Annotated in this window: 16 protein-coding genes; 8 read left to right on the plus strand and 8 right to left on the minus strand. The window is 68.4% G+C overall.

Going from position 1 to position 19,207, the window contains the following annotated elements:
* Positions 1-864, minus strand: coding sequence for a transketolase (locus tag ACSU1G_RS06745; protein WP_439279149.1), 864 nt, complete (start codon positions 862-864; stop codon positions 1-3).
* Between the two features lie 388 nt (positions 865-1,252).
* Here ACSU1G_RS06745 and ACSU1G_RS06750 point away from each other — a divergent pair, with 388 nt between their 5' ends.
* A complete protein-coding gene (locus tag ACSU1G_RS06750) occupies positions 1,253-2,743 on the plus strand; it encodes an aldehyde dehydrogenase family protein (protein WP_439279150.1) in 1,491 nt (496 codons plus the stop codon).
* An 87-nt stretch (positions 2,744-2,830) separates the two neighbouring features.
* Here the strand turns inward: ACSU1G_RS06750 and ACSU1G_RS06755 are convergent, their stop codons facing one another.
* Positions 2,831-4,099: an NAD(P)/FAD-dependent oxidoreductase gene (locus ACSU1G_RS06755; protein WP_439279151.1), complete on the minus strand. Its 1,269-nt coding sequence runs from the start codon at positions 4,097-4,099 to the stop codon at positions 2,831-2,833.
* Between the two features lie 3 nt (positions 4,100-4,102).
* The gene (locus ACSU1G_RS06760) at positions 4,103-4,432 is read right to left on the minus strand and encodes a 2Fe-2S iron-sulfur cluster-binding protein (RefSeq protein WP_439279152.1); all 330 of its coding nucleotides are present in this window, start codon (positions 4,430-4,432) and stop codon (positions 4,103-4,105) included.
* 120 nt (positions 4,433-4,552) lie between these two features.
* On the opposite strand from ACSU1G_RS06760, the gene ACSU1G_RS06765 reads away from it, so the two are divergent.
* A complete protein-coding gene (locus tag ACSU1G_RS06765; protein WP_439279153.1) occupies positions 4,553-5,512 on the plus strand; it encodes a LysR substrate-binding domain-containing protein in 960 nt (319 codons plus the stop codon).
* 20 nt (positions 5,513-5,532) lie between these two features.
* Here ACSU1G_RS06765 and ACSU1G_RS06770 read toward each other — a convergent pair whose 3' ends face one another.
* Positions 5,533-6,279 (minus strand): IclR family transcriptional regulator, encoded by a 747-nt coding sequence (locus ACSU1G_RS06770; protein WP_439279154.1) that lies wholly within the window; start codon positions 6,277-6,279, stop codon positions 5,533-5,535.
* A gap of 119 nt (positions 6,280-6,398) precedes the next feature.
* On the opposite strand from ACSU1G_RS06770, the gene ACSU1G_RS06775 reads away from it, so the two are divergent.
* The 3 genes from ACSU1G_RS06775 (at position 6,399) to ACSU1G_RS06785 (ending at position 10,373) form a co-directional block, all read left to right on the plus strand.
* Positions 6,399-7,595, plus strand: a complete 1,197-nt coding sequence (locus ACSU1G_RS06775; protein WP_439279155.1) for a cytochrome P450 — start codon at positions 6,399-6,401, stop codon at positions 7,593-7,595.
* A 50-nt stretch (positions 7,596-7,645) separates the two neighbouring features.
* The gene (locus ACSU1G_RS06780) at positions 7,646-8,986 is read left to right on the plus strand and encodes an MFS transporter (protein ID WP_439279156.1); all 1,341 of its coding nucleotides are present in this window, start codon (positions 7,646-7,648) and stop codon (positions 8,984-8,986) included.
* A 172-nt stretch (positions 8,987-9,158) separates the two neighbouring features.
* Positions 9,159-10,373, plus strand: a complete 1,215-nt coding sequence (locus ACSU1G_RS06785) for a cytochrome P450 (RefSeq protein ID WP_439279157.1) — start codon at positions 9,159-9,161, stop codon at positions 10,371-10,373.
* Between the two features lie 37 nt (positions 10,374-10,410).
* Here ACSU1G_RS06785 and ACSU1G_RS06790 read toward each other — a convergent pair whose 3' ends face one another.
* Together ACSU1G_RS06790 and dhaL are read right to left on the minus strand one after the other, a co-directional pair.
* A complete protein-coding gene (locus tag ACSU1G_RS06790) occupies positions 10,411-12,093 on the minus strand; it encodes a DUF222 domain-containing protein (protein WP_439279158.1) in 1,683 nt (560 codons plus the stop codon).
* A gap of 132 nt (positions 12,094-12,225) precedes the next feature.
* Positions 12,226-13,908: a dihydroxyacetone kinase subunit DhaL gene (gene dhaL / locus ACSU1G_RS06795; protein ID WP_439279159.1), complete on the minus strand. Its 1,683-nt coding sequence runs from the start codon at positions 13,906-13,908 to the stop codon at positions 12,226-12,228.
* A gap of 59 nt (positions 13,909-13,967) precedes the next feature.
* On the opposite strand from dhaL, the gene ACSU1G_RS06800 reads away from it, so the two are divergent.
* Both ACSU1G_RS06800 and ACSU1G_RS06805 read left to right on the plus strand, forming a co-directional pair.
* Complete coding sequence (locus ACSU1G_RS06800) at positions 13,968-14,477, plus strand: MarR family winged helix-turn-helix transcriptional regulator (RefSeq protein ID WP_439279160.1); 510 nt, start codon at positions 13,968-13,970, stop codon at positions 14,475-14,477.
* 151 nt (positions 14,478-14,628) lie between these two features.
* A complete protein-coding gene (locus ACSU1G_RS06805) occupies positions 14,629-15,669 on the plus strand; it encodes an ABC transporter substrate-binding protein (protein WP_439279161.1) in 1,041 nt (346 codons plus the stop codon).
* Positions 15,670-15,774: 105 nt separating this feature from the next.
* On the opposite strand, the gene ACSU1G_RS06810 is transcribed toward ACSU1G_RS06805, so the two are convergent.
* Together ACSU1G_RS06810 and ACSU1G_RS06815 are read right to left on the minus strand one after the other, a co-directional pair.
* A complete protein-coding gene (locus tag ACSU1G_RS06810) occupies positions 15,775-17,073 on the minus strand; it encodes a cytochrome P450 (protein ID WP_439279162.1) in 1,299 nt (432 codons plus the stop codon).
* Between the two features lie 14 nt (positions 17,074-17,087).
* The gene (locus tag ACSU1G_RS06815) at positions 17,088-18,119 is read right to left on the minus strand and encodes an ABC transporter substrate-binding protein (RefSeq protein WP_439279163.1); all 1,032 of its coding nucleotides are present in this window, start codon (positions 18,117-18,119) and stop codon (positions 17,088-17,090) included.
* 90 nt (positions 18,120-18,209) lie between these two features.
* Here ACSU1G_RS06815 and ACSU1G_RS06820 point away from each other — a divergent pair, with 90 nt between their 5' ends.
* Positions 18,210-18,980 carry an IclR family transcriptional regulator gene (locus ACSU1G_RS06820; RefSeq protein ID WP_439279164.1) on the plus strand — a complete coding sequence of 257 codons (771 nt, stop codon included), beginning with the start codon at positions 18,210-18,212 and terminating at the stop codon, positions 18,978-18,980.
* Positions 18,981-19,207: the final 227 nt, after the last annotated feature.

Raw genomic sequence — 19,207 nt, forward strand, 5'->3', positions numbered from 1 at the left:
TCAGGCCGCCTTTCGTCCGTGGGCCAGCGAGGCCAGGGCCCGCTGCAGGTCGGTTTCGTTGAGGGAGCCGGCGTGCCACGCGAGGTTGGCCTCCATGAAGTCCACGCCCTTGCCCTTGACCGTGTCGCAGATGATCACCGTGGGGGTGTCCGAGTCCGGGGCCGGCAGGGAGTCGAAGGCCCCCACGAGGGCGCCCATGTCATGGCCGTCCACCTCGATCACGCTCCACCCGAAGGCCCGCCACTTGTCCGGGTAGGGCTCGAGCTTCACGCGCTCCTCGGCGAAGCTCGTCATCAGCTGGCGGTTGCGGTCGATGAAGGCCACCAGGTTGCCGAGGTTGTTGCTGTTGGCGGCCAGCGCGGCCTCCCAGACCGAGCCCTCGCCCGTCTCGCCGTCCCCCATCAGGGTGAAGACGCGGTGGTCCATGCCGTTGCGCCGGGCGTGCAGGGCCATGCCGGTGGCCAGCGGAAGCCCGTGGCCCAGGGAGCCGGTGGAGACCTCCACGCCGGGCAGCTGAACCTTGCACGGGTGCATCCCGTAGGCGGAGTCGAGCTGGCCGTAGGTGTCCACGATTTCGCGGTAGTCGAAGAAGCCGCGGATGGCCATGGTGATATACATGCAGACGGCGGCGTGGCCCTTGCTGAGCACGAAGCGGTCACGCTCCGGGTTGCTCAGGTCCTGCGGATCAACGTGCATTCCGTACTGGAACAACAACGTCAATATATCGGCGCAGGAAAGGTCTCCACCAATGTGGACGGCGCCATTGTATTCGCCACAAAGAAGGAGCAATTTCTCCCGCAGCTCGTAGGAGAGGTCTTCCAGCTCGGCGACGCTGGTCTCCGGCCGGGTGATGGTTGAGGTCATGGGATCTCCCAAAGAAATCGCGGTTGCCCAGCGACTTTGCTGGGAAGTGATCTATATCTCCATGAGACAGTAGACCCCAGCGCAACGAAGGTAAAGCCCTATTTCCCTCATTTTTGCGCTAACAGGCTGAAATGTCGTCTGACATGGCACTTCAGGATTCAATCCTCTCGCCGGGCCGCAGGTCGTGGCGGTTCTCGAGCCAGCCGTGCGCGCATCCTTGACGCGCCCCCGGCCCCTTTGGTTCACTATGATCAGAGTGATGTGAATCACGCCTCTCGGCATCCAGTCACGGACCATCCCGTCTCACCGCAGAATATGCGTATTCGCCCCGATCCTGATGGATATTCACGTCTCCTCAGCCGCATTCACTATCCCTGAAAGAGGCATCATGACTGACACCAGCACCGTCACCCAGACTGGGGGCGCTGCTTCGCAGGGCCTGCCCAGCACCCCCCTCTACTACGGGGGCCAGGAGCACTCCACGGAGAAGAGCCTGACCATCACCAACCCGGCCAAGCCCTCCGAGACCGTGGGCTACGCTGCGGCCGCCACCCGGGACCAGGCCCTGGCCGCCGTGGCCGCCGCCAAGGACGCATTCCCCGCCTGGGCCGCCCTCTCCCCCGCTGAGCGTGGCGCCCTGCTGACAGAGGCCAACGCGACCGTGGCCGCTGACGTCGAGGCTGACGCCGCCATCCTCTCCGCGGAGAACGGCAAGATCGTGGGCGAGTCCATCGGTGACCACATGGGCCTGGTGCAGCGCACTGATCTGGCGATCGGCCTGGCCGACATCGTGGACGCCACCGAGACCCTACCCGGCCCGCCCACCGAGACGATCGTCTCCTACAAGCCCATGGGCGTGGTGACCATCATCGTCCCGTTCAACTGGCCGATCGCCATCCTCGGCGCGGCCCTGCCCTACGCCCTGATGGCCGGGAACACCGTCGTCGTCAAGCCACCGCCGTCCTGCCCGCTGGCCACCACCCGCGCCGTCCAGCGCTTCGCGGAGAAGCTGCCCGCCGGCGTGCTCAACGTGGTCACGGGCGAGGACGCCGAGATCGGCGAGGCGTTGGTCTCCAACGAGGATGTGGCCAAGGTCTGCTTCACCGGCTCCGTGGGCGGCGGCAAACGCATCATGTCCATGGCCGCGCAGTCACTGACCAATGTCACCCTGGAGCTCGGCGGCAATGACGCCGTGCTCATCCTGGAGGACGCCGAGTTCACCGAGGAGAACCTGGACGCACTGTTCGGCGGGATCTATGCCTCCACGGGGCAGATCTGCATGAACGCCAAACGGATCTACGTCCACTCCTCGAAGAAGGAGGAACTGGTCTCCGAACTGACCCAGCGACTGGAGAACGTGAAGCTCGGCCCGGCCACGGACCCCTCCACCACCATGGGCCCGTTCCACCAGAAGGCCCAGCTGCAGTTCGTCACCGACCTCGTCCAGGAGGCCAAGGACTCCGGTGCGGACGTCCGCGAGTTCGGAGAACTGCCCGGCGGCGACTGGGCAGAGGGGAACTTCATCCGGCCCTCGTTGGTCCTGGACCCGGATCCCTCCCTGCGCGTGGTCACGGAGGAGCAGTTCGGCCCGACCATCCCGGTCATCACCTTCGATGACGTGGAGGACGGCATCCGGATGGTGAACGACACCCCGTACGGCCTGTGCAACTCGGTGTGGACCTCCGACGAGGAGACCGCGCGGTCCGTGGGCTCACGCCTGGAGGCCGGGTACATCTTCCACAACACCCACGGAGCACCGTTCCTGGACCAGCGCGCCCCGTTCGGTGGCGTCAAGCAGTCCGGCATCGGCCGCGAGATGGGCCCCATCGGCCTCCGCAACTTCATGGAACCCCACGCCCTGGGCCTCTCCAAGGCCTGACCCCAACAACTGAAGGTCGATGGGTGACCCGATGTCCCGGATTTCCTGGATGTCGGGTCACCCATCGACCTTCAGATCTTTAAGAGATCACACCGGCGCGAGCGCCATCCGCTCCTTGTAGGCGGCGCGCAGGGAGAAGCCCTCGGCGAGCGCCTCCTCGCGGGTGATCTGCAGGCCGGCGGCGAGGATCTTCCGCGCTGAGAGGTGGTCGGCCGGGTGGTTCACGGATTCCACTGCGGCCAGGATGCCGTCACGGAAGCAGAACACCGAGAACTTCGGGTTCGCCGGATCCGGATCCCCCACCACCACCGTCTCGTCGTCCGCTCGCACGATGTTGGCCATCTGCAGCCGGAACGGGCCCTGGGTGGACCAGAACCACGGCAGCTCCCGGTACGGTCCGTCCTCCCCGAGGATCACCTGGGCCACATGGCGGGCGTGGTCGGTGGCGTTCTGCACCGATTCCAGACGGAACGGCCCGCCGGCGTGCTCGCAGGGGAAGTTCGCGCAGTCCCCGATCGCATAGATATCCGGGTCCGCGGTGCGCAGGTTCGCGTCCACCACGATCCCGTTGGCCACCTCGAGTCCGGCCTCGGCGGCCAGCTGGTCATTGGGTTGGACCCCGACGCCGGCCACCACCAGATCTGCCGGGTACCGGTCCCCGGTGGTCGAGATCGCGAAGCCGACCCGGCCGTCGTCGCCGGCCTCGAAGGCGGCGATGCCCTCGTTCAGCCGCAGGTCCAGACCCAACTGCCGGTGCGCGTCGGCGAACCAGTCCCCCAGCAGGGGGGTCAGCGCCCGGCCCATGGGGCGCGGGGCGAACTCGAGGACCGTGACGTGACAGCCGCGGGCGAGCGCCGCCGCGGCGAACTCCAGGCCGATGAACCCGGCCCCGACCACCACCACGTTCCGTGCGGTGCCCAATGCGGCGCCGAGCTGTTCGGCGTCGGCCAGGGTGCGCAGGCCGTGGATGCCGGGCAGGTCGATGCCCGGGGTGGGCAGCTCGCGGTTGCGGGCACCGGTGGCGAAGATCAGCGAGGTATAGGGCAGCACCGTGCCGTCCGCGAGGGTGACGGTCCGAGCCTGCCGGTCCACGCCCGTGGCGGCGGTGCCGGTACGCAACTCGAGGTCCTGCTTGGCGAAGAAGGACGGTCCGCGCAGCGGCAGGGGCTCTGCGGTGGAGCCGTTCTCAGCGGCCTTGAGGAAGTCCTTGGACAGCGGCGGGCGCTGATAGGGCTGGCCGGGCTCCTCGGCCACGATGGTCACGGGGCCGGCGTAGCCGCCCTCGCGCAGGGATGCGGCGGCCTGCAGTCCGGCCTGACCTCCGCCGATGATGACGGTTCCTGGGGGGTTCGTCATTGCTCAGACCTGCTCTTCCGGGACGTCGACCTCGATGGACTCCAGCCCGGGGGCGCCGACCTCGATCTGGCAGCCCAGCCGGCTACGCTGCGGGTCACGCTCGGAGGCGGTGACCTCCAGCATCTCCTCCTCGTCGTCGCCGATCTCCGGCAGGGCCTCGAGGTATTCCTCGCGTACGTAGACGTGGCACGTGGCGCACATGGCCTGGCCGCCGCATTCGCCGACGATCCCGGGGACGCTGTTCTTCAGGGCCGCCTGCATGATGCGCTCGGGCTTCTCCAGCTCCAGGACCTGGGTGTCTCCATCGGAGTGGTGGAAGGTGATGGTGGGCATGCGGTGCTCCTGGGTTCAAGGGTTCGGGGTGATGAGCTGCCTCCATCCTGTGCTGGACACCACATCGAGGCAAAGGGGAAGATTAGACAATCAACATCGCTTCTCTCGATAAAGGACGCCATGGCCCTGCCCTTCACCCTGCGCCAGCTGGAGATCTTCGACGCTGTGGTGCGCACCGGTTCCCTGTCTGCGGCGGCGCGGGAGCTGACCACGGCGCAATCCTCGGTGTCCTCCGCGATCGATGAGCTCGAGCGGCAGGTCGGTCAACGCCTCCTGGTCCGCCGCAAGGCCCAGGGCGCGTGGCCCACGGCGGCCGGGCGTCAGCTGCACCGGGAATCGGCCATCGTCCTGCGGACCGCCCTGGAGGCCGGCCGGATCCTGCAGGAGCGGGACGGGCAGTTGCGCGGCCCGCTCACCGTGGGGGTCTATGACACGCTGGCGCCCTACATCCTGCCCATGATCCTCACGGACTTCGCCGAGGCACACCCGCTGGTGGAGCTGTCCTTCGTGGAGACGGACCATTCCGGACTGATGACCGGACTGCAGTCCGGGGCCATCGACGTGGGATTCACCTACCCGCACGATGTCCCGGCCGAGATCAGCCACGAGCTCATCCTGCAACGCGCACCCCACGTCCTGCTGCCGGCCGGCCACCGCCTGGCCGGCCGGTCACGCCTCACGGTCGCGGACATCGAGGGCGAGCCGCTGATCCTGCTCGGCAACACCCCGAGCAAGGCCAACACCCTGCGCGTCCTGGGCATCACGGAGCAGGATCCACGCATCGCCTGGGTGACCTCCTCCCTGCCCCTGACCCGCGCCCTGGTGGGCGCCCGGCTCGGGATCGCCACGCTGGTCCAGCCGGACGCCTCGACGTGGACCGTGGACGGCCACCCCGTGGTGGAGGTCCCCTTCGACGTGGACGCGGAGGACGTGAGCGTGCACGTGGCCTGGCTCAGCCCCGTGGAACGCCGCCGGCCCCCTCGCCGGGTGACCGAGCTGGTGACTTTCACCCGGGAGCGGTTCACCCCGCACATCAACGCCATCGACGCTTGGCGGCGGAGGCACGCGCCCTTGGGGTGATCTGGCGAGGGAAGATTGCGCTAGGGCCGGCCTCGGGTCAGTGTCCCCTCGAGCCGATCACCCGCGAGCCGGGCGGCCCGCCGCAGGGATCCGACCACGGCTTCCAGCTTGGACTCGCCGGCCGGAACCACAGCGGCCAACGCGGCTACCGGAGCCCGCCACGGGGCGAAGACCGGCACGGCGACCGCCGTGGCTTCGGGGTGAATGAACCCCTCTGTCACCAAGAATCCCCGGGTTCTGGCGGAGGTCATGAGCCGTTCCATAGCGGCGGCACTCAGATCCGGCGCCGGCGGCTGGGACGGACGCAACGAGGTGACGTACCCGTCCCTGGCGGGCCCGTCCGCGAAAGAGGCCAGGAGAATCCCACTGGAAGTCACGTACCACGGCAATCGCCCGCCCACCTCGGTGAAGTTCACGACCGACCCGGACCAGGACAACCTCTCGATGTAAAGCGACTCATACCCCGCCAGAATGCTCAGCTGGACGTGGTGCCGGATCTCCGCGTGCGCTTGCTCCATGGGCGCCATGGCCGCCTCCCGGAGTCCGAAGGTCCCGGGGGCGCGAATGGCGAGCTCCCAGAGTCGGACCCCGAGCACGTACCCCTGGTCCATGCGTTCGAGCAACCCCTCATCCACCAATTGACGAGTGATGGAGTGGACCGTGGTGACCGGCATCTGCGATCGTCGCGCGATCTCCGTCAGGGTCAGGCTCGAGTCGTCCGGCGTGAAGGCCTCAAGGACCATACACATCCGCGCCACGGCAGACATTCCGTCAGACCTTCGAGCCATACCACTCCCTCTAATTCGAATCATTCAAACTTCGCATCATTATCAGTGTGACACGAGTCATAGTCAGTTTCGAACCGCTCCCCTCGAAGGAGGACCTCGTGACCGTCACCCATCCAGCCCAGAATGTCTCCGCCCCGCCGGTGGTCGACCTCGACCCCTCAGTACTGGCCGCCGATCCGTATCCCGTCTACCGAGCCCTCCGAAGGACGGCACCGGTCGTCTGGGCTCCAGCCATCAACAAGATCTTGTTCACCACGTTCGACGCCTGCACCTACGTGGAGAACCACCCGGAGATCTTCAGCTCCCACGTCGAGGGCGCTGCCATGGTCAAGGCTCTGGGGGGACGCCCCCTCATCCGCAAGGACGACCCGGACCACGCCGCCGAACGCCAGGCCATGAACCGGCCCCTCCGGCCACGGAACATCAAGGAATCCTGGAACGCCCTCTTCGAGCGGAACGCTGAGACCTACCTCGAACGGCTCGAGGAGATCGGTTCAGGAGCAGACCTCAACACCGATTTCGCCATGCCCCTCGCCGGCCAGAACCTTATCGACATGCTCGGCATGCACGGCGTTGACCCTCTGGACATTGCGCGATGGAGTCTGGACTTCATCGCCGGTTCCGGCAACGTCACGGACAACCCGGATATCTGGTTGCGCTGCGAGACATCCCGGGCCGAATGCGATGCGGCCCTAGACGAGGCCATCCCGCGACTCCGCGCGCATCCCGACGCCTCCATCACCTCCGCCATGCTGGCCGGCGGACTTTCCGAGGATGCCGTTCGGAGCAACGTCAAGCTGACGATCTCCGGCGGGATCAATGAGCCCCAGCACATGATCACCAACATCGTCTACGAGCTCAGCCGCAACCCCGCAATACTGGACGCCGCACGCAGGGACCTATCGCTGTGGGACACGATCTTCAACGAAGCAGTACGCAAGTACACGCCGATCGGCATGATCACCCGAGAAACCGTTTCCGAGGGTGAGTTCGAGGGGATCACCATCCCGTCGGGAGCGCAGGTTGGTGCCTTGCTGGCCTCCGGCAACCGTGATGAGAGCCGCTTTCCGGAACCGGATGACTTCTCCATCCAGCGAAGCACGACGGCATCCCTGGCCTTCGGTCGCGGCGTGCACCAGTGCGCCGGCAAGTGGGCCGCCCAGTCCTCCATCGGCCGCATCGCGATCCCGCGGCTCTACGAACGCCTGCCGGACCTGCACCAGGACACCGACCGTCCCGAGATCTGGAACGGCTGGGTCTTCCGCGGAATGACGTCCCTGACGGTCGCCTGGTGACCCCTCCCCACCCGAACTCTGCAACGACCCCCACCAAGAAAGAGCACCCCATGACCCACTCCACCGTCGAATCGGAGGCGTCGCGCGGCACAGCGCCGACCGCCCCCAAGGAGCGCCGCCTCGTCATCGCGTCCAGTTACCTGGGTACTACGATCGAGTTCTACGATTTCCTGCTGTACGCGACGGCCTCCGCCGTCGTCTTCGCGCCCGTGTTCTTCTCCGGCCTAGACCCCTGGGCCGGCACCATCGCCTCCTTCGGCACCTTCGCGGCCGGCTACATCGCGCGCCCCCTGGGCGGCGTCATCTTCGGGCACCTCGGTGACCGATGGGGCCGCAAGAAGCTACTCGTCGCCTCCATGATGATCATGGGGCTGGCATCCACCGCCATCGGGCTGGTCCCGGATGCCAGTGTCATCGGCCCCTGGGGTGCCGTCATCCTGGTCTGCCTACGCGTCCTGCAGGGAATCGCCGTCGGCGGGGAGTGGGGCGGCGCCGCCCTCATGGCCTTGGAACACTCGGACCAGAAGTCACGGGGATTTGCTGCATCCTTCGTCAACGCCGGCGCCCCGTCAGGTTCTGTACTCGGCCTCTTGGTCATGAGCGGATTCTCCACGATGCCTCAAGAACAGTTCCTGTCCTGGGGGTGGCGCGTACCCTTCCTCCTCTCGTTCGTCCTACTCCTGCTCGGCCTCTTCGTCCGTGCGAAGGTCACCGAGAGTCCCGTCTTCCTCGAGGCCCAGCAGAAACTCGAGCAGGAGACTGCCGCAGGTGCCAAGCAACGCATCCCGCTGTTCGAGGTGTTGCGGCGCCCCAGGACTCTCATCCTCGTCATCCTGGCCTCGGTGTCCGCCTTCGCCCTGCAGACCCTGCTCTCCACGTTCGCCATCTCCTACTCCGTGGCGGCGGGCAACCCCCAGCCCCAGGTCATGCTGGCGTTCGCCGGGGCGGGCATCATCTCGATCGCCACGACCCTGCTCATGGGGCGCCTCTCCGACCGCACTGGTCGGCGACCTCTGCTGATCATCGGCAATGCGCTCTTCATCCTGGTCATCCCGGCGGTGATGTTCCTCGTGGGGCAGAACAGCATGCTGCTGGTCTTCCTCGGGTTCACCCTGGGCATCGTGGTGCAGACCATCATGTACGGGCCGATGGCCGCCTTCATCGCCGAGCGATTCGGCACCAAGGACCGCTATACGGGAGCCTCCTTGGGATACCAGATCGCCACCCTGATCGGCGGAGGATTCACGCCACTGGTCCTCGCCAGCCTCTATGGCGGCCAGAACCTGACACTGGTGATCGGTTACCTGATGGCCCTGGCGGTCGTCAGCCTCGTGACGGTGCTGTTCATGGCCGAGTCGAAGGACCGGAGCCTGCACGCAGAGACGGAGTAGCTCCCACCGCGATGCTGTAGCGGTACGGGGCTGGGATGAGCACCTTCCGGGCCCCGTGCCGCTGTAGCAACCACACTGTCGGACGAGGCGGTTGCCTGCCGACGCGACCCGTGACACGATAGGTTGCAATAGCAACTTAGGTCCGTTCGAGTCCGATCCGCAGGAGAGCACCATGACCACGACCGCACCCGGAGCACCCGCCGGCGCCCCCAGCCTGGACTTGGATCCCTTCTCCGTCCCCTCGCTGCAGGACCCCTTCCCGGTGGAGGACGCCATCCGTGAGGCGGGGCCGGTGGTGTGGCTGGAGAGCCACGGCATCTGGGCCACTGGACGCGCGGACCTGGTCCAGGAGATCTTCTTGGACCAGGAGACCTTCATCTCCTCCCACGGCACCGGCCTGGCCAACACCGCCCTGACGGACAACTGGCGCAAGCCGAGCGCGATTCTCGAACAGGACCAGCCCCAGCACACCGTGACGCGCAAGCTGATGAACTCCGCGCTCTCCCTCAAGGTGGTCAAGCAGCTCAAGGACGATTTCCAGGCCGTGGCACATGACGTGGTGGCGGAGGTCTGCGGACGGGGAGAGTTCGACGCCGTCACGGATCTCGCGGAGGCCTACCCCCTGCAGGTGCTGCCGGACGCCATCGGCCTGGCCCCGGAGGGACGGCGGCACCTGCTCACGTATGCCAACCTGAACTTCATGGCCATGGGGCCTCGGGACACCGCACTCTATGAGAACGCCGTCCTTCAGGCCACTGAGGCGCAGGAGTACGTGGAGTGGCAGATGCGCCGGGAGAACCTGGACGAGTCCAAGCTGGCCGGCAAGTTCTTCGCGGCTGCAGACGCCGGGACTATCACGGAGGAGACGGCCGGGCTCCTCGTGAGGACCTTCCTCTCCGCCGGGCTGGACACCACCATGCTCGGCATCGGCAACGCCCTGCTGGCCCTCTCCCGCAACCCCGGAGCATGGGAGGCCCTGCGCGCGGACCCCTCCCTGGCCCGCACCGTCTTCGAGGAGACCCTGCGCTGCTACGCCCCGAGCCCTTACATCGGCCGCACCGTGGGAACCCGCACCGAGCTCGGCGGCGTGGTGCTCGAGCCGGAACAGAAGATCGTCAACTGCCTCTCCGCGGCAAACCGTGATCCCCGCCGATGGGAGAATCCGGAGTCCTTCGACATCACCCGGGACGTCCGGGGCCACTCAGCCTTCGGCTATGGCATCCACGCCTGCGTGGGCCAGATGATGGCCCGCATGGAGGCCGAGAGCCTGCTGACCGCCTTCGCCACCCAGGTGAAGTCCTTCGAGGTCACGGCCGAGCCGGTCCGCAAGATCAACCACTGGCTGCGTGGCTACTCCTCCATGCCGATGCGGGTCACCATGAAGTAGAGATCCACAGCCAGGCTATGCAGACCGTGGAGACCTGCTAGGCGGCCCGCGCGTACTCCACCTGCATACCGTGCGCCCCCAGGTGCGCACCGGACCAGGCCAGGTCCATGCATCGGCGCTGCGGTGCCTGGCCATACGTCGCAACATCCGTTGAGTCCGACGACAGTCTCATCGTGACCGTGGTGGCGTCCGTGGCGCACGGCACGGCGCGTTGACCACGTGCAGGCTGAGGTCCAGGGGCGCGGTCGTCAGGGGTCACCTGCGGGCCTGTGGTTTCTGGTGCGTCGGGTGGGGCGGTGAGGGGTCGGGCTCGGTTGGTGTAGTGGTGGCCGGTGGGGGTGGTGACGTCGAGGTTGTGGGGTGTGGCCTGGTGTTTCCAGCCGGGGTGTTCTTTGGTGTAGTTGCAGCGTTCGCAGAGTCCGGAGCCGTTGGCGTAGCTGGTGGGCCCACCGTCCCGGTAGGGGGTGGCGTGGTCGACGTGCCGGATGGGTGACCCGCAGTACGGGGTGCGGCAGGTGTCGTCTCGGAGCATGATCATCTGGCGGAGTTTTCCGGTGAACTCCCGGCGGTCGGATTCCATCGCCACCAGTTGTCCGGTCTCGGGGCAGGTGTAGAGCCGGCGCAGGAACACGCGGGCCTCGGCCTCCCGGCGTGGGTCGGGGTCTGCGGGGTGTGCGGTGCCGTCGGTGAGGAGTGTGCGGGCGGCGGCGGCGGGGAGGGGTCCGTGGCCGGGGATCCAGGCGGCGTCGTTGCCGGCACCGAGCAGGGCGGTGTCCGTCATGATGAGTTGGATCTCCACGGGGGAGGGCTCATCGGGGCTGCGGCCGGTGAGGCGTTCGACGAAGCGATCGGCCAGGACCTGTTGGGGGCTGCGTCCGCCGGCTTCTCCGGAGGCCACGGTGGTGGCGGCCTGACCGGTGAGGGCGTTGAAGCAGGCTGCCGCCTCGAGCGCGGGTAGTAGGGCGGTGAGGTAGGCCATCCCATGTTCTGCCGGTTTGATGCGCACATGCCGGCCGGTGACCGCGTGGTCGTACTGTTCGGCGGCGGCCTCGGGGTCCTGCTGGTGGGCCAGGGCCTGGACCTGGCGGGTGAGTTCACGGATCCCCAGACCCGGCAGCCGCTCGGCCAAGACGGCGTCGACGTGGCGGCGGGCCGGGGCGGGCAGCCAGTGGGTGTGGCGTTCCACGGTGGCGGCGTGTTCCTCGCTGATCTGACCTGTTTGCAGGGCGGTGAGCGTGTGCGGCAGGTCTTCGGTGAGGTGGCGGGCTTGCCGCAGGTGGTTGCTGCCGCGGTGTGGACTCTGGCGACGGGCCAGGCCGATCTCGGAGCCCAGTCCGAGCCCACGGCGGGAGGCGGGGATGCCGCGGGCGGTCTCATCGAGGATCCGGTGCTGGTGGAGGGCTGCGGTTTCGCGGGCCTGGGCGGCGGCGCAGGCGGCTTTGAGGTCTTCAAGGACGCGGATGCGGTTGATGGCCTCGGCCTCACGCCTCAGCACCGCCAACTCATGTTCGCTGGGTCCGAAGCGAGCTCCGGCAAACCGATCACCCACACCACCGGCAGGGCTGGTACCCGGGGTGCTGTTGGCCCCGAGCGCGGCCACGGAGGCTGCCGGGACCATGCCGTCCAGCACCTCACGCAGCCCGATGATGGTCAGGGCATCCGCGGGCGCACCCCCGTCCAGGGAGGTGACCCCTGGAGTACGATCCGCGTCTTCGAACATGTGTACTACTCTAAGCCGTGACCCGGACACCGTAAAGGACTGCCAGCCGATCTGTTGACACCCTGTGGACACACTCTGTGGCCACGCGCCCGAGCACAGCAGCCACCCCGGCCCAGACGGAAGTCAGCAAGCTCAGTCGCCGGCTTCCAGTGCCCCCGCAGCCGCCTCTAACCACAGGTACACGGCCCACGCGCCCGGATCCAGGTGGCCCTTGACCCGGTCCCCGGCGTAGCTGGACCGGCCCCGACGGGGTGCCATGTCCGCGGTGGCCTCGGCCCCGGCACGCGCCGCCTCGGCGGCAGCGCTCAGGGCCTGACCCAACGGGATGTCCGCAGCGTCGGCGAGCGCCCGTGCGGCGGGAGCCAGCGCATCGAGCATGGTCCGGTCCCCCTGCTGGGCGCCCCCGAGGTCTTGGATGCCCTGCTGCCCCTCGGCCAGGGCCCGGGCCCAGTCCGCCACCGTGGGGGTCGCGATGCCGGCGAGCGCCTCGGAGGCCTTGAGCAGGAAGACCGCGTACAACGGCCCCGAGGTCCCGCCGATACTCCGGCGGGCCGTCGCGGACATCCGGCGCAACACCAGATCCGGCCGCGCCGGCTGGTCCGCAGCCTCCTCCCGGACCGCACGGGCACCCCGGTCCAGGCTGTGGCCGAGGTCGCCGTCGCCCACCCTCTGATCCATCTCGGTCAGCTCGGGCTCGGCGTCCTGCAGGGCGGTCAGCACCCGGTCCAGGACGGTGCGGCCCGGTCCGGCCAACGCGGGACCCTCGACGGGAATCACCTCGGCCTCCGGCGCGGGCAGGTACGGCTCGGTGTTGACACGCCCGGAGACGGCGGGCCAGGCGGAGGTCTGCACGGGGGCGTCGAGCAGATGGACCAGCTCGTCGTCCACGGCCAGCAGGGACAGGGAGACGCCCTCCATCTCCATCGCGGTCAGGAACGCGCCGGCCCAGGCCCGCTCCACGGTGATACCGCGTGACTGCAGCCAGGTCAGTGCGGCGTCGGCCACGAGCGTGATCTCCATGGCCGAGCTGCCGCCCAGGTTGTTGACCAGCAGGGCCGCCCGGCCGCCGTCGGGAATCCGCCCCGCGGCCAGGCAGGCGGAGAGCAGACGGTCCACCGTGGCCTCGGCCGAGGCGACCGCCGAGCGCTCCACGCCCTGCTCGCCGTGGATGCCCAGCCCCCACTCGACCTCATCGTGGCCCAGCTCGAAGCTGGGCGTCCCGGCGGCCGGGACGGTGCAGGAGCCCAGGGCCACGCCCATGGTGGACAGCGCGTCGGCGGCACGCTGCGCGGCCCCTGCCACGGCGTCCAGGTCACGCCCGGCGGCAGCGGCGGCACCGGCCACCTTGTGGACCAGCACGGTTCCGGCGATGCCCCGCTCCCCCGCGTGGCCGGAGGTGCCGGTCAGGGCCACGTCGTCCGCCACAACGACCATCCGGACCTCAATCCCGTCAGCTCGCGCCAGCTCCGCCGCCAGTCCGAAGTTCAGCCGGTCTCCCGTGTAGTTCTTGACCACCAGCACGACGCCGGCCCCGGCGTCTACCGCACGGATCCCCACCAACACGTCGTCCACCGAGGGCGAGGTGAAGACCTCCCCGGAGACGGCACCGGTGAGCATGCCGGGGCCCACGTAGCCGGCGTGCGCGGGCTCATGGCCGGCGCCGCCGCCCGAGAGGACCGCCACAGTGCCGCGGGCGGCCTCGGCGGCCACCACGGTGCCGGTGCCCTCCAGCAGCCGCAGCCGCGGATTCAGCCGGACCAGACCGGTCAGGGACTCGACCACGACGTGCCGCGGATTGTTGATGAGCTTCTTCATGTTGTCCTTCGCCTCTGATCTTGACTGAGCTGGTCATTTCCAATGGTTGGATGGGGCTCATGACGCCCCCCGAACCGATCCGTACCCCGCTCGATCACACGATCGACCGGGAGAGCTTCACCCCGGCCTACCTGTCCCTGGTGGACAACGCGCACGTCTGGGGCGGGTCCCGGATCTACAACGAGCGCTTCGGCGTGACCTCCCCCGACTTCGCCATCCTCTCCACCCTGTCCAACCGGCCGGGGTGCCAGGCCGTGGACATCACGGAGCAGGTGGCCCTGGACAAGTCCGTGGTCAGCCGGCGCCTGCAGCGCCTGCGGGACAAGGAGTTGATCTGTTGGGAGCAGGACGGCTCCCGGCGTCGCCTGTACCTGACGGCCGCGGGCGCCCGGGTGCACGACGCCGTGCTGCCAGTGGCCCTTGAACGGGCCGAGCTGATGGTGCACGGGTTCTCGGCAGAGGAGAGGACGCAGCTGCAGTCCTTCCTGCGGCGGATGTACGAGAACATCCCATTGATGAACCACCCCTCCTCCCTGGACCCGGCCCCGTCCTCGCATGACAACTCCTGATTCCATCCGTCTGCACACCCGACCTCTGGTGTGGGGGTACTTGTCGGATCGTAGGTGACATGCCACACTCGTTGCAATTGCAACTCGCAAGGTGGTGATGTGTTCCCCGAGTCCGCATCCCGCACCCACCGACTCCCCCAGGCAGGTCATTGTGAAGAGAATCCCCGCGGCGCTCGCCGCCACCGCCGCCTCACTGCTGCTGTTGACCGGCTGTGGCTCCGGCGCCCCCTCCGGCACGGCGTCCTCGGACGCCGCTGCGGCAGGCAGCAAGTCCGGCTCGGCCACCGAGACCGCAGGCGGCACGGCCGAGGGCGATCTGAGGGAGGTCCGCGTGGCCGCCGTCCCCGTGGTGGACGTCGCGGCCATCTACCTCGGTGAGGAGAAGGGGTTCTTCGCGGAGAAGGGCCTGACGATCGACATCCAGTTCACCCCCGGCAGCTCGATCTCGATCCCGGCCCTGCTGCAGGACCAGTACGACGTGGTCTACACCGGCAGCGTGAACGCCTTCCAAGCCCGCGAGACGGGGCTGCCCGTGATCGCGGTAGCCGAGGGCGGACGCACCACCGGGGAGCCCGGGGCCGACCACGGCGGGGTCGTGGTCCCGGTGGACTCGGAGATCCAGGACGCCGGTGACCTCGAGGGCAAGTCCGTGGCCGTCAACGCGGTCAAGGGCCTGCATGAGGCCGCCATCCGCCAGTCCGTCAAGAAGGCCGGCGGAGACCCGGACCTGGTCCAGTTCCTGGAACTGCCCCTGCCGGACATGCAGCCCGCCCTGGAGCGGGGTGCGGTGGACGCCATCTCCACCTCGGAGCCCTTCCTCGGCAACGCCAAGGACGCCGGCCACCGCTTGATCGCGGATCCGTACATCGACGTGGACCCCGAGTTCGTCACCGCCGTCTACCTGACCTCGGAGCAGAAGTGGGCCGAGGATCCGCAGTACATCAAGGACTTCGTGGAGGTCGTGAAGCAGTCACAGGAGTACGCCACGGCGCACCCCGACGAGTTCCGCACCGAGCTGTCCAACTTCACAGAGATCGACCCCGAGACCGCGGAGTCGATGATCCTCACGAAGTTCGGCTGGGGCTTCCCCGAGCAGGCCATGCAGCGCGGCGCCCAGGCCACCGAGGAGGCCGGCATCATCGATGACGCGGCAGCCGGCCTCGACGGACTCGTGGTGGACGTCCTGAAGTAACCCGCCCCCAACCAGAACTGGCGGTCAGATCCGGCCCACTTACTCTCGAGGGGTAACCACGAGAATCGGTCCGGATCTGACCGCCAGTTGCGCGTGAGTGAGGGATCAGGCCGCGGTGAGCCGCAGGGGCAGCCGCTCCCAGCCGCGCAGGGTGTTGTTCAGCTGCAGCGTCGGCTCCCCGACCACCTCGATCGTGGCGACCTTGCGGGCCAGCGCGCCGAGCAGGCACTCCCCCTCGAGCCGGGCCATGATCTGGCCGACGCAGGAGTGGATGCCGAACCCGAAGCCCACGTGCCCGGAGGCCTGGCGGGTGAGGTCGAAGGTGTCCGGGTCCTCCCAGTGGCGGGGGTCCCGGTTGGCGGCGGCCAGGAACATCAGCACCTTGGAGCCCTCCGGCAGGGACACCCCGGAGACCTCGGTGTCCTCGTTGACCGTGCGGAAGAAGGTCTGCACCGGGGAGACGAAACGGACGGTCTCGTCGAAGGCCACGCGCGCCTTGGACGGGTCTTCCCGCAGCAGCGCCCACTGCTCGGGGTGCTCTGCCAGTTCCCGCAGGGCCGCACCGATCCCATGCACGGTGGTGTCCACGCCCGCGGTCAGGAAGGACCGCAGCAGCCGCGCGGCCTCGTCCTCGTCGAGCCCGGCCTCGGCCGCCTTCTCATGCAGGGTGGCGCCGAAACGTCCCGCCTGGGGGGTCCCGACCACGCACTGCTCGGCGATCCACGGGGTCGCCTTGCCGCCGTCCACCATGGCCTGCTCGAAGAGCCGGTTCGGCGGACCGAAGGCGTTGAAGGCCATGTTGCCGTAGGGCAGCAGGTTCTCCCGGCCCTCCGCGGACAACCCGATGAAGTCCGGGAAGACGGACAGCGGATAGGCCGCCGCGAGGTCGGCCACCCCGTCGATCTCCACGGTGTCCCCCTCGGCGAACAGGGCGTCCACCATCCGGTTCGCCGTCTGCTGGAACTCGTCCCGGATCTGGCGCATGGTCTTGGGGTTGAACACGGAGGTGGCGACCTTGCGCGCCCTGGTGTGCTGGGGCGGGTCCGCCTCCAGCAACAACGACGGCGGCCGCCACGGCTTGTTCTTCTGGTAGTCCGCCAGCCCCACGCCTCGCCCGGAGACGAAGATCTCGTGGTTCTGCAGCACGTGGACCACCTCGTCATAGCGGGCCACCGCGTAGACGCCGTACTGCGGAATCCAGGCCACCGGCCCGGCCTCCCGCAGCGCCTCGTGCATCGGATAGGGATTGGTCAGGGTGGCGTCCGAGAAGGGATCATGGTCCACCACCGCCACGCCAGGCGGCGGGGCCGGGACGTCGGCGGGGGTCACTGGACGTTCACCGTGAGGGGCCCCCGGTGCGGTGGATGCAGCAGGGCCAGTCTGGGTGATGGTCGCGTCAGTCATGGGAGATTCTCCAATCAGTCCGTGTAGGTGGCGCCCTGGACGTCCAGGGCCTCGTCGATCAGCTTGTACTCGAGCATCAGGTCGGCGCCCTCCTGGACCTTGGCCACGTCCACCTGGGCGGCGAAGACGGGCAGGTCGATCTCCTGCACCACCTCCGCGGTGACGGTGGTGAACTCGGGCACCAGGGCGGCGAAGGCCTCACGGTTGCCGTCCAGGTCCTCGATGGACCGGCTCAGGGACTCGCGTAGCCCGGTGATGACCTCGGGGTTCGCCTCGGCGTAGTCCCGGGTGGTGATCCACCCGGCGACGGGCATGTCCGCGGCCGGCCCCGCGAAGAGGTTGCCGATCTTCACGAGCCCAGCCGCCTCCGAGACGGCCTGGAAGGGCTCCACCTGCCAGATGGCGTCGACGTTGCCGTTCTGCACGGCCGCGGCCATATCCGGGTACGGCATCTCCAGCACCTCCACGTCCTGCGGCGAGAGGCCGGCCTCCTCCAGCTGGGCGTACAGGGCAACGGTGCCGATGTTCTGCAGGTTGTTCACCGCGAAGCTCTTGCCCCTCAGGTCCGCGATCCCCTCGATCCCGGAGGCGGGGTCCACGTAGATCCCGTGGTCGTCCGCGCCGACGTCGTTGCCCGCGATCAGCACGATCGGCAGCCCCTGCTGTGCCGCCAGCAACGCCGAGGTGTAGTTCGCGTAGGTGACGTCCACGTTCCCGGAGGCCAGCGCGGGGATGGCGGCCGCACCGCCCTGGGTCTGGACCAGCTCGGCGTCGATGCCCGACTCCTCCAGATAGCCAGCCTCGTCGGCGTTGACGATGGTCGAGGTGTGCACCAGGGGGAAGTACCCGATGCTGACCTCGTGCAGCTCCCCGGAGGCGACCTGTGCCGAGGTGGAGGCGTCCTCGGATCCACTGCCGGTACTACTGGGCGAACCGGAGCCACAGGCGGTCAGGGCCAGGGCCGCGATCGAGAGCAGCCCGGCCGAGGCCAGGGTGCGCCGGCGGTGGGCAGGGGGCCTGCGAGCGGAGGTCAGGCGAGGCGTCATCAGGTGCTCCTAGGGGTCGAGGGTGACATGGACCACTATGGGTCGTGCCACACTGGTTCCACGCGCATCTTCTCTCTGAAAGGGATTCACATGGCCCGAACCTCGGCCGGCCGGTCCTCTCTGTCCCGGGCCGTGGACCTGTTGGACGCCTTCGACTCCGGCTCCGTGTACCTCACGGCCACGGAGTTGGCGGCCCGCGCCGGCAGTCCCGTCTCCACCACCCACCGCCTGCTCGGCGAGCTGTCCGCGCTCGGTCTGGTCGAACGGTCGCCGGACCGGACGTACCGGATCGGGGCCCGGATCTGGGAGTGGTCGGCCCGCTCCCCCGGGGCGGCCGGCCTGCGGGCCGCGGCGCTGCCCCACCTGCAGAAGGTCCACCACGCCGTGCGCCAGCACGCCCAGATCGGGATCCTGGTGGGCCACGACGTCCTGTTCATCGAACGGCTCACCGCACCGGACGCCGTGGTGAACTACTCCGTGATCGGCCAGCGCCTGCCTGCGCTGGCCTCCTCCTCCGGGCTGGTCCAGCTGGCCTGGCTGCCGGAGGCGGAGCAGGATGCCGCGATCACCGCCGGGGTCCGCCACTACACGCCCCTGACGATGACCGATCCGGACGAGATCCGGCAACGGCTCGGCGAGATCCGCCGTGCCGGGTACGTGAGCAATGACGGGTTCATCCATGCCGCCGCCCGCGGCATCGCCGTCCCGCTCCGAGGCCATCAGGACGATGTGCTCGGGGCCCTGTCCATCATCGTCCCGAACGACGCCGTCCCCATCCGTCCCTATGTGGCCCTGCTGCAGAACGCCGCCGCGGCGATCACCCGCGACTACGCGGCACAGACCCGCGGCCGCCCGGCCTGAAGCCTGGCTGAAGGACAGCGTCAACTGCCGCCGATCGCGAAGCTGCCGGCCGGCGTCGTACCCCGGCCTTTCCGGCGATGTCCCCCGCTCTTGGCACGGAGTTCACCCAACACCCCCCGGGGCGTTGACGGCAGACGATGGACTGGCGGGGACACGGTGGGAGAACCCCGCCGAGCCCATCGCCTCATCACTCGCGCCCGGCCTTCGCATGGCCGGGCACCGAGGCC

The organism is Microbacterium sp. A93 (assembly GCF_051842835.1).

Coding starts and splice junctions, on each gene's coding strand:
- ACSU1G_RS06770 (WP_439279154.1), bottom strand. CDS start 6,279: ATGTCTGCCGTGGCGCGGATGTGTATGGTCCTTGAGGCCTTCACGCCG.
- ACSU1G_RS06815 (WP_439279163.1), bottom strand. CDS start 18,119: ATGACGCCTCGCCTGACCTCCGCTCGCAGGCCCCCTGCCCACCGCCGG.
- ACSU1G_RS06745 (WP_439279149.1), bottom strand. CDS start 864: ATGACCTCAACCATCACCCGGCCGGAGACCAGCGTCGCCGAGCTGGAA.
- ACSU1G_RS06750 (WP_439279150.1), top strand. CDS start 1,253: ATGACTGACACCAGCACCGTCACCCAGACTGGGGGCGCTGCTTCGCAG.
- ACSU1G_RS06765 (WP_439279153.1), top strand. CDS start 4,553: ATGGCCCTGCCCTTCACCCTGCGCCAGCTGGAGATCTTCGACGCTGTG.
- ACSU1G_RS06800 (WP_439279160.1), top strand. CDS start 13,968: ATGACGCCCCCCGAACCGATCCGTACCCCGCTCGATCACACGATCGAC.
- ACSU1G_RS06780 (WP_439279156.1), top strand. CDS start 7,646: ATGACCCACTCCACCGTCGAATCGGAGGCGTCGCGCGGCACAGCGCCG.
- dhaL (WP_439279159.1), bottom strand. CDS start 13,908: ATGAAGAAGCTCATCAACAATCCGCGGCACGTCGTGGTCGAGTCCCTG.
- ACSU1G_RS06820 (WP_439279164.1), top strand. CDS start 18,210: ATGGCCCGAACCTCGGCCGGCCGGTCCTCTCTGTCCCGGGCCGTGGAC.
- ACSU1G_RS06755 (WP_439279151.1), bottom strand. CDS start 4,099: ATGACGAACCCCCCAGGAACCGTCATCATCGGCGGAGGTCAGGCCGGA.
- ACSU1G_RS06785 (WP_439279157.1), top strand. CDS start 9,159: ATGACCACGACCGCACCCGGAGCACCCGCCGGCGCCCCCAGCCTGGAC.
- ACSU1G_RS06760 (WP_439279152.1), bottom strand. CDS start 4,432: ATGCCCACCATCACCTTCCACCACTCCGATGGAGACACCCAGGTCCTG.
- ACSU1G_RS06790 (WP_439279158.1), bottom strand. CDS start 12,093: ATGTTCGAAGACGCGGATCGTACTCCAGGGGTCACCTCCCTGGACGGG.
- ACSU1G_RS06810 (WP_439279162.1), bottom strand. CDS start 17,073: ATGACTGACGCGACCATCACCCAGACTGGCCCTGCTGCATCCACCGCA.